This window comes from Chitinophaga pollutisoli (assembly GCF_038396755.1).
GTDB classification, from domain to species: domain Bacteria; phylum Bacteroidota; class Bacteroidia; order Chitinophagales; family Chitinophagaceae; genus Chitinophaga; species Chitinophaga pollutisoli.
In genome coordinates this window covers 3,970,669-3,984,224 of sequence record NZ_CP149822.1, presented here as the reverse complement: position 1 = coordinate 3,984,224, position 13,556 = coordinate 3,970,669, and the positions used below count along the sequence as shown (strand labels likewise).

Genomic DNA, 13,556 nt, shown 5'->3' with positions numbered 1-13,556 from the left:
TGAAAGAATCGGGTCCCGGGCTATCGCGAATGGCAACTGCACGAAACGGGATTGGCGGAATCATGCGGTACGCTTTCACAGGTGGGGAATATTTTTTCATGCCTGCGGGAGCATGGGGTTAACCGGAGTGAATTCGCAAACATTTATGAGTTCCAGGTGGTATACAGGTTATGCATAAATTGTTTTTCTTCTTTGATCCATTGGAGGAGTTGGTCTTTGATGGAGCCTTTGCCGGGGAACAACGCATACTCGTTTGACGGCAGGTGGCGTAATTCTTTTTCGTACCAGGACAGGAGGCCTTTTTTTCCTGGAGGGTTTTGAGCGCTGTGGTTCTGTTGCGGAGTACGGTGGTGGCGTGGCGGAGGAGGTCGGGGCAGTTAAAGTTGTGGGTGAATAGGATGAAGAGCGTCCGTTCTTCGGGGTCCATATAGTAGAGATGGTCTTGTTCCCGGAGGTCGCGCAGCAGGCGGCGGTAGAAGCTGGCGGTACCGAACGTGGGCATGGCATCGGCGCGGCGCATGGGGTGGAAAATGATGCTGACCAGTGCGGGATCGATGTGATTTTCGAGCAGGGCGGTTTCGGCATCTCGCATGCGGGAGGCTTGCTGGGTGAGGATGTGCCCGGCGTAAGGGCCGGGGAGAAAAAGATCTTTGGCGAGATGTTCGGGAAAATATTGTTCGAGCGCCATGATCAGTTCCATGACGAGGCCTGCGGTTTCGCGGTAGAAATCCTGGAGACTGGGACCAGCCTGCAGTTGAAAGAAATGCAGGACGTCTACGATGGCTACGAATTGCAGCTGGTACCGGCGAACGGCTATGGCGGAAGCGGGGCTATCGGGATGATGGTCCAGCTCCAGCAGCCGGGCGGTTATGCGTAGCTTGGCGTCGCGGATTTCACCAAGAAGGCCAGGAAGATCTGCGGGATAAGCGGATAGCTGTGCCGGCATCAGGCGGGCATATACTAACTGATTCAGTCTGTCCATGATAGCATCATTTATAAGGCTGCAAACGGGGTTCTCTCAGGCTTGTACAATATGTATATAAAGATGCCGGCAACAATTGAAAGGGTGAATTAACAACTATAGCACTGTGGCGGTTGGAAAGTATCCGCTGTTAACAAAACCGTGCAATTCCGCTGCCCTGTTGGGCTCCATACATTGTGTTTATTAACAAAACAAAAAAATTCCTTGTTTTTTCTTTTCCCCATTCACCCCGCGCACCTCAAAAACGTATCTATATATTCAGATGGAAAATGAAAATCACATACGATTGCTGCTCGACAAAGAGTTGTTCGGAACGATTACTCCGGAAGAGCAGCAGTCATTGGATGATTTCATGGCAACCAGCGCAGCGGCGCGCGCCATCAGGAATGAAAAAAGGAATAGTGGAAGTGCTGGCGGGCAGCACGCATTTCCAACGGAGCAACTGGAATCGGATTATCTGGCAGTCGTGCAACGGCATCGCCGCCGCAGGCTGCAGAAGGTATGGAACTGGTGGATCAGCGCAGGACTGGCTGCAGGTATGGTGATCACCGCATGGCTCATCTGGCCCCGCGATCCCGTTCCCGAATCGCACCCTGCCGTTATTCCGACCGGTATCCAGGAAATAACGCTGCAGTTTTCGAATGGGGAAACGATCGAATTCCGCGACGGTGGCCCGCAACGATACCGTGTTCAGTCTACCGGGTTTGTTTTCAGCGACGGCAGGCTGCGCCTGGAAGACATTCGCCACGGGGCTTCCGGCTGGAACAGCCTCAGCGTTCCTCCCGGCAAGGAATCCCGGCTGCAATTGCCGGATGGCACCGAAGTTCATTTGAACAGCGCTTCGAAAATCCAATTTCCCTTCCGATTCGGCTCCGGTCCGAGAGAAGTGTACCTGGAAGGAGAAGCGTACTTCAGGATCATGAAGGGCAACGGAAAAGCCTTTGTGATTCACGCCGGCCAGGCGGACATCACCTCCGAAAGCGAGGGTATCTGCAACGTAAACGCATATACGCCCACAAGCGTATCCGCGCATGTCGTCAATGGATGGATGGAAATGGCGGCATATGGATCCGTCATCCCCTTGCATGGAGGCCAGGAGGCCACCGCGGCTACAGACAGGCCGTTGTCTCCCGCCAGGATGCAATCCGGGTATAGCGTTTCGTGGACAACAGGCCAGCAGTTGTTCAGGGATTTGCCCGCCAGGGAGCTCAGGGAAATCATAGCGCGATGGTTCAATACCACGTTATACATCGATACGGAAGAAGCGGAAAAAAATTACTAAATGGCAGCATTTACCGCAACCAAACGCTCTCCGAATTTGTTGATAATATAAACGCGCAAAACGATGTGGAGTTTTACTGGAAGAACGGTATGCTCCACTGCCGATAACCTAGAAAGTTGTGTAGATATAATGATAGCGTCCTCCAAGAGGAGCTTAGACTTTCAAAAAACCGCTCCCGTAAGAGCGGTTTTTTGATGCGGTTAACCCAGGGAAATCAAAGCCGTTAAATGTTGGTGCCCCCATCTATCGTAAAGCCAGCCCCGGTGATGAATCCGCTTTCGGGCCCGGCGAGGAACGCCACCATAGCTGCGATGTCTTCGGTTTTTCCGAAGGTATCGAGTGCCGTGTTGGAACGCTGGTAGTCCGCCGAGGGGCCGTCGGACGGGTTCATATCCGTATCGATGGGGCCGGGATGTACGATGTTCACATTTATTTTTTTCGGGCCCAGTTCCCGCGCGAGGGCTTTGGTGAGCCCGGTGATAGCGGCTTTGCTGGTGGAATAGAGTGCGCAGCCGCCGAAGGTGATGCGGTCGACCAGGCAGGTACCGATATTGACGATGCGCCCGCCGGCGTGCATATGCGGGATAGCGGCGCGGGATGCGGCGAACACGGCGCGAACGTTGACAGCCATCGTTTCATCGAAGTCATCGAGGGAGCATTCTTCCAGGGGTTTGATGTTGCCGATGCCGGCGTTGTTGACCAGGATATCGAGCCGGCCGAAATAGGTGACGGCCTGGTTTACGGCGGCTTGAACGGCCTGGGGGTCTTTGCTGTCCGCCGCGATGGCGAGGGCTTTCACGCCCAGGGCGCTTACTTCCGCCGCCAGCGCTTCCGCTTTTTCCTTCGACGATTGGTAAGTGAAAGCCACGTTGGCGCCTTCATGCGCGAGCCTCCTGACGATGGCCGCGCCTATTCCCCGGCTGCCGCCGGTTACAAATGCTGTTTGTTGGTGTAGATTTTTCATGACGCAAAATTATCGCGATCACTTTATCTTTGGGGGTACTAACGTAGTTGTTAAGTACTAACATTTTAGTAAGTATGCGAAAAGCGAATTCAACAAATAGCATCAATGAGAGCCGCCTGAGCCTGTTGTGCGGCATGTCTCACGCATTATCGGTGATCGGCGGCAGGTGGAAGCCTTCTATCCTGTTCAGCCTGACGGAGGGGTGTAAGCGTTACAGTGAATTACGGAAAGACATTCCGGGTGTTTCGGAGCGGATGCTGGTAGCGCAGTTGCGGGAACTGGAGGCCGACGGGTTGGTGGAGCGGACGGTGTATCCGGAGGTTCCTCCCAAGGTGGAGTACGCATTGACGGCCCTGGGCCGGTCGACCCAGCCGATGTTGCGGGAGATATCAGCATGGGGCGCGCAGCACCGGAAGGGTTGAGGTCCTGTTTTTTTCCATTTTTTTTGGAATTGTGTCGGAATCCCCTACCTTTGCCATCCCAAACGGGAAATGCCGCGTTGGTCAAGCGGTTAAGACGCCTCCCTTTCACGGAGGAATGACGGGTTCGATTCCCGTACGCGGTACGACTTAACAAGCAATAAAAAAGGACAGTCTCATGGCTGTCCTTTTTGCTTTTATACCATTCGCACCCTCATGACCGATCTTCCAGGTTGAATTCACCCCGCTGTTTCGCATATCTATTCGATCATCCACGGATCTGAAGTCAGCCACTGCTCCCGCTGACACGTTAACTCTTGCTCATCCGGTTACGGTTACTTTTCGGAAGTTTACCTTACTTTCGAAGAAAGATCGTTATGAAAGTAATAACAGCTTTAGCGACAGATCTGCACCGCACCATCGATATATTAACCCTGGCTTTTAGTGTGGATCCGATGGCCCGGTGGTCTCTCCCCGACCCGGCAAAGTATTTAGCCGCTTTCCCTGGTATCACAAAAGCCTTCGGCGGAAACGCATTCGGTAAAGGAACCGCCTACATTACCGAAAACTTTACCGGTGCCGCGCTTTGGCTGCCTCCCGGCACAAAATCAGACGAAACAACACTAACCAGATTATTTACCGAGTATACCGACGGTCAGGTAAAGGCAGACATGCCGGGCATCATGGAGCAAATGGAGAAATTCCACCCAACCGAACCACATTGGTACCTCCCGATGATCGGCGTAGATCCGGTTCAACAGGGCACCGGAATAGGGTCTGCGCTAATGACAGAAGCATTGAAAGCGGTAGACCGTGACGGCACTATCGCTTATCTAGAATCTTCCAATCCCAGGAACCTTTCTCTTTATCAGCGCCATGGATTCGAGGTGATCGGCGAAATCCAATCCGGTAGCTCCCCCATTGTACATCCCATGATCCGAAAGCCGCGATAATTTTTAACCCGCGGAAATTAATGTACTTACCTGTTTCAACAAATACCCATTCACGGTTGAGTATTTGAGATTGTAAAATACGTTCGTATTTGACAGGCGTAACCTTAATAGGAATACAACATAAATTTTTCAACCCGGATTTGTATTTTAGATACCCTATGATGCGATCAAATTACCTGCTCGTTGCCGTACTGCTTTCAAGTACATTTCTTACAGCAAATGCACAGCAAACCGGAAAAGGGCTGAAAGACCACTACCAGGATTATTTCCCAATCGGCGTTGCCGTCACGCCCCGCCATTTGCAGGACTCTGCCACCCGCATCTTCCTGCTTCAGCACTTCAATAGCCTCACCGCAGAAAACGCGATGAAAATGGAACCCATTCACCCTGCAACAGATCGGTATGATTGGAGAGGCGCCGATGCCATCGTTCATTTTGCAACTGAAAACGGGTTAAAGGTCAGGGGACACACCCTCTGCTGGCACAACCAGGCGCCGAAATGGATGTTCTACGATGCCGCCGGTAAACTGGTGAGTAAAGACACCCTGTTAAACAGGCTGCGCACACATATCCACGATGTGGTGGGCCGATACAAAGGCCGGATATATGCCTGGGACGTAGTCAATGAAGCCGTGTCGGACCGGCACAGCGAGTTTTTACGCAACTCCCTATGGTACCAGATCTGCGGGGAGGACTTTATCGCGCAGGCATTCCGGTACGCGCATGAAGCAGACCCGAAGGCCATTCTATTCTACAATGATTACAACACCGAAAACCCTGTAAAAAGAGACAAAGTATACCGCCTGCTTAAAAAGCTGCGCGAGGAAAACGTGCCGGTTCATGCCGTTGGCCTGCAGGGCCATTGGTCCATATCAGATCCATCCAGGGCGCTGCTTGTATCCGCAATCGAAAAATATGCATCCCTCGGGATCAAAATTCAGATTACCGAACTGGATGTTTCCGTTTTCACCAACGATAAAATGCCGGAGAAACCTGATTTCACGGCAGAACAAAAAGAGTCGCAAGAACATCAGTACGACATGCTTTTCGATACTTTCAGAAAATACCGCGACATCATTACGGGCGTCACGTTCTGGAACGTCTCAGACCGATCCAGCTGGCTGGATAATTTCCCGGTGAAAGGACGGAAAAACTATCCGCTGCTATTTGATGAAAAGCTTCAACCGAAAAAAGCGTATTGGAGGGTAACTGATTTTTAAATTGCAATGACGCGGCCAGCCCGCCTACACACCCTGCCCAAAAGTCAATAAATTATTATCCGGATCCAGTAAAGAGAATTCCTTCTGCCGCCAGGGCTTTACCTCCAGCCCGCCATTCGGGTGGATGGATACGTTATTGGCCAGGAACGCTGCATGCAGTGCCTCGATATCATCCGTCCTGATATACACCTGTCCATAATTCTCAGCAGGATCCAGGCCTTTGAACGCGAAGAAATGAATTTCAATGCCGTCTTTTTGCAACATCAGGTATAAATCATAATCCTCTTTCCCCGCCAGGCTGAAACCCAGCTTGTTTACATAATAGTCCAGCGTGACGGCCTTATCACGCATCGGCAGTTTCGGGTGGATGTTGGTTAGCATGGTTTTTAACAGAAGTTAAGTCTTTTCACACAATTACGATGCACCTGGTCCCGATGGCGCCAGCCGGAAACCAACTTGCCTGTACAATCCCAATTCCGTCAGTCTGCGATTACCGACGATGAGGCGATCTGGATATCCGCATACTTCCACGCTTCATCAAAATCCGCTTTCGCCTGCTGCGCTTCTGCACGCCTGTTCTGCATCGCCAGCGCCTGATGCAAGCCGATCAGCGCCCATCCGTTCTTACGCCAGGTCCGCAAATCCTGCCGGTATACATCCTCCGCTTCCTTCCCCTTCCCCGCTTTGAGCAATACCGCTCCCAAATGATGACGGACCGAGAAGAACCAATCCGGCGGCTCATTGTAATTCAGGTTGTCTTCAATGGCGATCGCCTCTTTCAGCAATCTGACAGAAGCGTCGGCCTGCCCTTCCTGTACCGCGATTCCTGCCGCCAGCACCTTCGCCGCTATCTGCGCGAGATCGGCCGTGGTGTTGATGTTCCAGATCGTCAAATCTTTCAGGGTGGTATCCGCCGCCAGGATGCGGAGACTGTCCATTTCCTTCCGGGCGTTGCCCAGGTTATGCTTTCCCAGGTACGCCATCCCCCGCGCATAATGCCAGATGGCCCGCGGATAAATGAGATCCGCCGCGGGCGAGGGCATCACCATAATCGTGTCCCACATGGCCAGTTTCACGGCGATGTAATACGGAATCGTGTAGTAATGCTGCAACGTTCCCCAGCCAGGCATGCGCATGACTTCCGCTGAAGTGTGCTTATGCAGTTGCATCGCGGCATCCCAGGCCCATTTTGAATTTCCTTCCAGTGTTGCCGTGGCCGTTAAGAAATGATGATTGTGCGGATAATACGCCAGCGGGTAAGCCCCTTGCGCATGGCACATCGTCGTATACAGACTGTCGGCCTCCACCGCCCGGATGTTGGACAGGGAGCCGAGATGATAATCGCCCGTGTTGATGTAAATATGCGACGGCATATGCAACAGGTGCCCCGCTCCCTTCACCAATGTATCCAGCAACAGCGCGCTGGGCATGGCTTTCTCGGGCGCAGCGGAGGTCTCCAAAGCATGAATGTAAAAGTGGTGCACGCCGGCGTGTTTCGGATGTTGCACAACGAGCCGTTCCAGCACCTTAACGATGGCAGGCGTCCACGGCCGTGCTACTTTCGTGATTTTGTCGTAGAGATTCCAGGGATGGAGGTTCATCATCGATTCGGCGTATAGTGTGCCTACGTCGGGGTCGGTGGGATATTGATCATATACTTTCTTCATCGCTGCGGAATAGGCGATATCGAGCGGGGCACGGTCGGCCGGGGGCGTTTGTACATAACGCGTGCTCATCGCCTCGATCAGTGCGGCTTCCTTTGGTGTGCAGTTTGCCAATAAGCCCCTGGCCTGGGTTATCGCATCCCAGGCGCGCAGGTAGTTATCGTCTTCCATGCCCGCGTTGTAATTCGGCCCCAACACGTAGGCAAACCCCCAATAGGCCATGGCACAACCGGAATCCAGGCGGATGGCTTCGTAAAACGACCTCGCCGCTTCGGCATGGTTGAATCCATACGCCAGCATCAAACCCTGGTTGAAATAGGCCTGCGCTTCCGGCTGCGAGGTTGAAATTCTAAAATCGACGCCTGAAATATTTTCGAAGAATGGCGCTTTCTTTGCGGAAGCATACCAGTCTTTATCATGGGTCGGCGGAACGGCGCAGCCTATCGATGGCGTATTGTTACCGGACCCCTGGCCGCCTTTCGAACCGGAACGGTTTTGACAAGCCAGCATCATCACGACAGGAATCATCGCGATGCTGAATTTGCTCATAAGTGATCGTTTTGCGAACATGAATGGAAATTTTGGAGTTGACGTAGAAATCATAAGTACTTAGCGCTATGCTGCCGGACAAAATTTTTCGGGGTATTCCCGTATGGGGCGGGGCCGGAAATGCTTCAGCTCGTCTATTCCCAATTTACGAATAATCCTCAAATATATTTCCACGCTTGTTCTTTCATAAAATCACTTTATCTTAGCAACTAAGATATTTATTAAATAAGAGAATAATGGGCAAAGATGATCTCCGCGATCTCAGGAAACTGAGCCAGCATTACGCCTTTACATCGATCCAGATGCACGAAGCCATTGCCCGGAAAGCCGGGCTTTCGGGGACGGATCACAAATATTTGGGCTTCATCATGGAGAATGGCTCCATGACGGCGGGCGACCTCGCCAAACTCACGGGCCTCACCACAGGAGCAGTTACAGGGCTGATCGACCGGTTCGAAAAGAAGCAGCTGGTAAAAAGGGAATACGCGGAAAACGACCGGCGGAAAGTTATCATCGTGCCTGAATCCGATAACATCATGGCGCTTTTCGTGCCGTTGTACAAGGAGTTTCGCACGAAATCAAAAGAACTGATGGCATCGTTTTCGGGCAAGGAAAGGAAAGTCATCGAACGTTATTTCGCCGGCGCCATCGATATTATGAACGCCACCATGCAATCGCTCACCGAAAAAAGTAAGCCATGCCAGCCCATATCATCGGTTTTAATGAACCCGGCGCTACGCACGCCGCGCTTGTCGGAGGGAAAGGCGCGCAACTGGGCGTGCTTTCCGGAATGAAAGGAATTACCGTGCCGGAGGGTTTCTGCGTTACCACCGCCGTTTACGAAGAAGCGATCGCCCAACACCCTGCATTGCCGCCGCTCCTGGACCAGTTACGTGCATTGCAAACCGGCGACCTCTCCGCCATCCGGGAAACCTGCGCTCAAATCCGCCGGGAAATTGAAGCCGTGGCCGTCCCCGCGGATATCGAACAAGCAATCGCCCGCAGGCTGGAAGGTTGGGGAACCGGACAATCCTTTGCCGTTCGCTCAAGCGCTACCGCCGAAGATCTTCCCTCCGCTTCGTTCGCGGGGCAACAGGATACGTTTCTAAATATTTCCGGCGCCGCTGAAATCCTGCGCCATATGCATAAATGCTGGGCTTCACTGTACACGGAGCGGGCCGTCATATACCGTATGCAGCAAGGATTTGCGCATCACAACGTATCGATGGCCGTGGTCGTACAGCAAATGATTTCCCCCGACGTTGCGGGCATCATGTTTACGGCAGACCCGATGACTTCCAACAGAAAAATCCTGTCGATCGACGCGAGTTTTGGCTTGGGAGAAGCCCTGGCTGCGGGAATCGTAAATGCGGACAATTTTACGGTTAGCCATGAAGATGCGATTATCGGCAGAAAGATCGCCATAAAAAAACAGGGCATATTTGCCGCTCCGGAAAACGGCACGGAAATCCTAGCCCTTCCTCCGGAAAAACAACATATTCCATCCCTGTCCGACAAGGAAATCCTTACCCTGGCGCGCCTCGGCAGGAATATTGAGGCGGGAATGGGCGATCCGCAGGATATTGAATGGTGCCTCGCCGACGGCAGGTTTTACATCCTGCAGAGCCGCCCCATCACCACGCTTTTCCCCATTCCGCCAAACCCGGATAACGGTAACCGCGTGTATATTTCCGTAGGACATCAGCAAATGATGACCGATCCCATCAAACCGCTGGGCTTGTCATTTTACCTGCTAACTACCGTAGCGCCCATGCGTACGGCAGGCGGCAGGTTATTTGTGGATGTAGCCCCCATGCTGGCGGCTCCGGCCAGCCGGCAAAAGATTTTGGAAACCCTCGGCCAGTCGGACCTCCTGATGAAAGACGCGCTCCTCACCATCATCAACCGCGGAGATTTTATCCCGGCTGAAGCCAACGCCCCCAACGCCAAAAGCCTTCCGCCGGCTTTCTTTCAACCACCCATCGGCATCGACTCCGACATTGTACCCGGCCTGATCCGGCGTAGCCAGCACGCCATCGCGGCATTACAAAAGGATATCCAGACGAAAACTGGTCCTGCATTACTGGATTTCATCAGGGAAAACTGCGGGCAACTGCAAAAAGAGCTGACCGACCCGCAAAATCTGCCCGTCATCCTGACCGCCATGAGCGCGTACACCTGGCTCAACGAAAAAATGGCGGAATGGCTTGGTGAAAAGAACGCAGGCGATTCATTGTCGTTATCGGCGCCCGGCAATGTAACCGCCGAAATGGGGCTCGCGCTCCTGGATGTGGCGGATCTCATCCGGCCATTCCCCGCCATCGTGGCGCATCTGCAGCAATCCGACGGGAGCCGCTTCCCGGAGGATCTTCTTCCATTCGACGGCGGCGAAACGATAGTCCGCGCGATACGGGAATTTCTCGATCGATTCGGTATGCGTTGCCCCGGCGAAATTGATATCACCAAACCCCGCTGGGCCGAAAACCCCGCCGCGCTTATACCCTTGCTGCTCACCAATATCCGCAATACAGCGCCGGGAGAAAGCAAACGCAGGTTCGAACAGGGAAAACAGGCTTCCGAAAATATGGAACGTTCCCTACTCCAAAGGCTGCAGGCATTGCCGGACGGCGAGACGAAAGCCGCGGAAACGAAGCACATGATCGGCCTGCTCCGCAGTTATACCGGTTATCGCGAATACCCGAAATATGCCATGATCAGCCGGTATTTCATTTACAAACAGGCGCTGCTCCGGGAAGCGGAGTCGCTCGTGCAAGCCGGCGCCATAGCGGATAAAGAGGATATTTATTTTCTGAGTTTTGAGGAGCTCCGCGATTTATCGGCATCCCATAAACCGGACGCATCCTGCATCCGCGAAAGAAAAGAAGCTTACCGCCATTACGAAAAACTTTCCCCGCCGCGGGTCATCACCTCCGACGGTGAGATCCTGAACGGCAACTACCACCGCGATCACCTGCCACCAGGTGCGCTGGCAGGATTGCCTGTTTCTCCGGGAACCGTAGAAGGAAGGGCGCGCGTCATTTTGCAAATGGAATCCGCAAATCTACAACCCGGCGACATCCTGGTGACCGCTTTCACTGATCCCAGCTGGACGCCCGTTTTCGTGACGATTAAAGGTCTCGTCACCGAGGTTGGCGGATTGATGACGCACGGCGCAGTGATCGCGCGGGAGTATGGCTTACCCGCCGTGGTAGCGGTCGACGGGGCTACAAGGCTTATCAGGGACGGCCAGCGCATCCGCATCAACGGAACAGACGGAGTGGTGGAAATTTTGGAAGATTGATATGCACGCGGTTCATCGCACCGCTTTCCCGATCAATTGCAGCGCCTTCGCCGCAGCGGATTTCGTGGCGCCGAACACGACTACCGTGTGGGCCATCCCCGCAAAACGGACAGCAATAACCGGCACACCCGCCTGATGCAACGCCGAGGCATAAGCTTCGCCTTCGTCGCGCAACGGGTCGTATTCAGATGTGAGGATCAACGCGGGTGGAAGGCCGGTAAGATCAGGTGCATCTAACGGCGATGCGTATATGTTCGCCGCATCGGCGGGATAACGGAAATACCGCGATTCGAAAAATTGCATCGCCGCGCGCGTGAGCCCATACCCTTCCGCAAATTGACCCATCGACGGAAAATGCCTGACATGCGTAACACGGGCATTGAGCAAAACCTGTTTGTAGACCGGAAGCCCCGCCCCATCGCGGTTGCGGAGCGCCAGTCCGGCAGCCAGATTACCACCGGCGCTGTCGCCCGCAATAGATATCTTATCCGGATCAATTTTTAAATCGGAAGCGTTGGCGTGCAGCCAATGCAAGGCTGCCATGGCATCGTCGAGCCCTGCAGGAAACGGATGCTCCGGCGCCCGGCGGTAATCCAGGCCCGCCACGGCTACGTTTCCGGCGGCAGCGATGTTTTTGAGCACCCGGATGTAACTGGAACTGTCTGTCAGCAATCCGCCGCCACCGTGGAGATACAGCAAGGCGGGCAAAACGCCTGCCCCGGCGGGCCGGACGATCCGCACACCCACCTGTCGGTCCTCCACTGACATCCGATGATATTGCTGTTGAAAGGAACCTTTGAACAACCGGGGCGCCATCAGCCGGGTGGCGAGGTGCACCATGCCGCGCATCACGGAAAGGGGTAGATGGATATTGAAATTGCCCTGCCTTTTGAATTGTTTCATCAAACCGGGATCAGGGGGTAGGGATTCGGCCCCCTCGGGCCAGGTGCCTGCGCGGAAAGTTGTACTCATGGGAGCCGGGGTACTGTTTGGCCGCGAAAGTAAGGCATCACCGCCGCATCTGCATGCGGAAGCGCTCCCACCGTCGGTTCCCGGGAATGGAATGTAAGTAAAATGGGATGAAATGATTAACCCTTCACCGCCCGGATGCCCTGCCATGTCTGCAGCGCCCATTCACGGTCGGCCGCTTCGTCGAAATAAAACACCGACATCAGCACTTCGCCGTCCGCGATATTAAAACCATAAATCACATGGTATTCGGTCACTCCATCCGATTCGAGGATCATGTACCCGGTTTTGGCGCCGTTTTCATCGGAGAATTCGAATGATTCCAGTGTGGGGGCTTCGTCTTGCTCGCGGTGCGCGATGGACTGGAGGGTTTCGTCATAAAGTTGCTGGCGCGATTTGCTGTCGTCTTTCCAGATTGTCAGCCGGAGGGATTTGTCGCCGGTGGTGTACAGCAGGTCACCGCCTTCTTCCACCCTTCTTTCAAAAAGATGATTGATATCGATTTGCCAGGTGGCGGTGAGTGCGTGGGTTTCGATGTAATTATCTTCCATCTCGAAATCCACTATTTTCACCCATTCGTCCTGCTCGTCGCGTTCATACACGGAGCCTACGCCTTTCAGCAGGAGCGCCGCGAGGGAAGGATCAATGGCCAGCACGTCGCTGACGGCGTAAAGTCCAAAGTTGTCATTCTCCTGGGCATATTCGTCAGATTCCAGACCCGAAAATATACGCCAGCCGCTGTCTTCTTCATCCGCCCTTTTTTCGCGGTACAGGAATCCGGGTTTTGCGCCTTCTTCCATAATCATTTTAGAGACCAGCAGCGCGCCGATCGGCGGGAAGTTCGAAACATCCATGTTTATAGATTAAATAGTGGAGACCAACATTGCTGCTGTAAAAATAACCAAGTTTCCGCCTCAATATTCCCGTTCTCGCAAATCTTTCTCCCGTTTACATAAACTCACTCATTTGTTAAGCGCGAATTTAGCGGCCCAAAACAATGTGAACGGACCATGCGACTTATCTATCATGCAATATTCCCGGCTATTTTTCCCGCTTCTATATTCACCGGCGGACCGGCTGCCTTCGGGCAGACGGGCGCTTCCGGCCCCGTGATCCGTGCCGTGATCGCGGATTCCGCATCGCGTCATGCGATGCCTTACGTCACCATCGGCGTGCTGGATGAAAAAGACGCGCCGGTAGCCGCGGCTTATTCCAAAGAAAACGTTGCTCTCAGTCTGCAGCTTCCGGGCCGG

12 protein-coding genes and 1 tRNA gene are annotated in these 13,556 nt (G+C 53.6%); 7 read left to right on the top strand and 6 right to left on the bottom strand.

The features are described from left to right. Positions 1 to 118: 118 nt before the first annotated feature. On the bottom strand, positions 119 to 982 hold the full coding sequence (locus tag WJU16_RS16715; RefSeq protein ID WP_341834622.1) for a hypothetical protein: 864 nt from the start codon (positions 980 to 982) through the stop codon (positions 119 to 121). Between the two features lie 286 nt (positions 983 to 1,268). Between WJU16_RS16715 and WJU16_RS16710 the strand changes: the two genes are divergently transcribed. Beyond that, positions 1,269 to 2,264 carry a FecR family protein gene (locus WJU16_RS16710; protein ID WP_341834621.1) on the top strand — a complete coding sequence of 332 codons (996 nt, stop codon included), beginning with the start codon at positions 1,269 to 1,271 and terminating at the stop codon, positions 2,262 to 2,264. A gap of 223 nt (positions 2,265 to 2,487) precedes the next feature. Here WJU16_RS16710 and WJU16_RS16705 read toward each other — a convergent pair whose 3' ends face one another. Continuing rightward, entirely contained in the window at positions 2,488 to 3,228 is a 741-nt protein-coding gene (locus WJU16_RS16705; RefSeq protein WP_341834620.1) for a 3-oxoacyl-ACP reductase family protein, read from the bottom strand. 74 nt (positions 3,229 to 3,302) lie between these two features. Between WJU16_RS16705 and WJU16_RS16700 the strand changes: the two genes are divergently transcribed. From WJU16_RS16700 to WJU16_RS16685, 4 genes are all read left to right on the top strand, one after another. After that, entirely contained in the window at positions 3,303 to 3,650 is a 348-nt protein-coding gene (locus tag WJU16_RS16700; protein ID WP_341834619.1) for a helix-turn-helix domain-containing protein, read from the top strand. Between the two features lie 71 nt (positions 3,651 to 3,721). Then, positions 3,722 to 3,793: transfer RNA gene (locus tag WJU16_RS16695), tRNA-Glu, on the top strand. A gap of 231 nt (positions 3,794 to 4,024) precedes the next feature. Beyond that, entirely contained in the window at positions 4,025 to 4,600 is a 576-nt protein-coding gene (locus WJU16_RS16690; protein WP_341834618.1) for an N-acetyltransferase, read from the top strand. A gap of 158 nt (positions 4,601 to 4,758) precedes the next feature. Then, positions 4,759 to 5,820 (top strand): endo-1,4-beta-xylanase, encoded by a 1,062-nt coding sequence (locus tag WJU16_RS16685; RefSeq protein WP_341834617.1) that lies wholly within the window; start codon positions 4,759 to 4,761, stop codon positions 5,818 to 5,820. Between the two features lie 24 nt (positions 5,821 to 5,844). Here the strand turns inward: WJU16_RS16685 and WJU16_RS16680 are convergent, their stop codons facing one another. After that, positions 5,845 to 6,201, bottom strand: coding sequence for a VOC family protein (locus WJU16_RS16680; protein ID WP_341834616.1), 357 nt, complete (start codon positions 6,199 to 6,201; stop codon positions 5,845 to 5,847). 98 nt (positions 6,202 to 6,299) lie between these two features. Beyond that, complete coding sequence (locus WJU16_RS16675; RefSeq protein ID WP_341834615.1) at positions 6,300 to 8,033, bottom strand: hypothetical protein; 1,734 nt, start codon at positions 8,031 to 8,033, stop codon at positions 6,300 to 6,302. A gap of 236 nt (positions 8,034 to 8,269) precedes the next feature. Between WJU16_RS16675 and WJU16_RS16670 the strand changes: the two genes are divergently transcribed. Both WJU16_RS16670 and rph read left to right on the top strand, forming a co-directional pair. After that, the gene (locus WJU16_RS16670; protein WP_341834614.1) at positions 8,270 to 8,827 is read left to right on the top strand and encodes a MarR family transcriptional regulator; all 558 of its coding nucleotides are present in this window, start codon (positions 8,270 to 8,272) and stop codon (positions 8,825 to 8,827) included. After that, positions 8,731 to 11,334 carry a rifamycin-inactivating phosphotransferase gene (gene rph / locus WJU16_RS16665; RefSeq protein ID WP_341834613.1) on the top strand — a complete coding sequence of 868 codons (2,604 nt, stop codon included), beginning with the start codon at positions 8,731 to 8,733 and terminating at the stop codon, positions 11,332 to 11,334. Before WJU16_RS16670 ends, rph begins: the two co-directional genes overlap by 97 nt. A gap of 12 nt (positions 11,335 to 11,346) precedes the next feature. On the opposite strand, the gene WJU16_RS16660 is transcribed toward rph, so the two are convergent. Next, positions 11,347 to 12,306, bottom strand: a complete 960-nt coding sequence (locus WJU16_RS16660) for an alpha/beta hydrolase (RefSeq protein ID WP_341834612.1) — start codon at positions 12,304 to 12,306, stop codon at positions 11,347 to 11,349. A gap of 116 nt (positions 12,307 to 12,422) precedes the next feature. Then, the gene (locus tag WJU16_RS16655; RefSeq protein ID WP_341834611.1) at positions 12,423 to 13,157 is read right to left on the bottom strand and encodes a DUF2185 domain-containing protein; all 735 of its coding nucleotides are present in this window, start codon (positions 13,155 to 13,157) and stop codon (positions 12,423 to 12,425) included. Between the last annotated feature and the right edge of the window lie 399 nt (positions 13,158 to 13,556).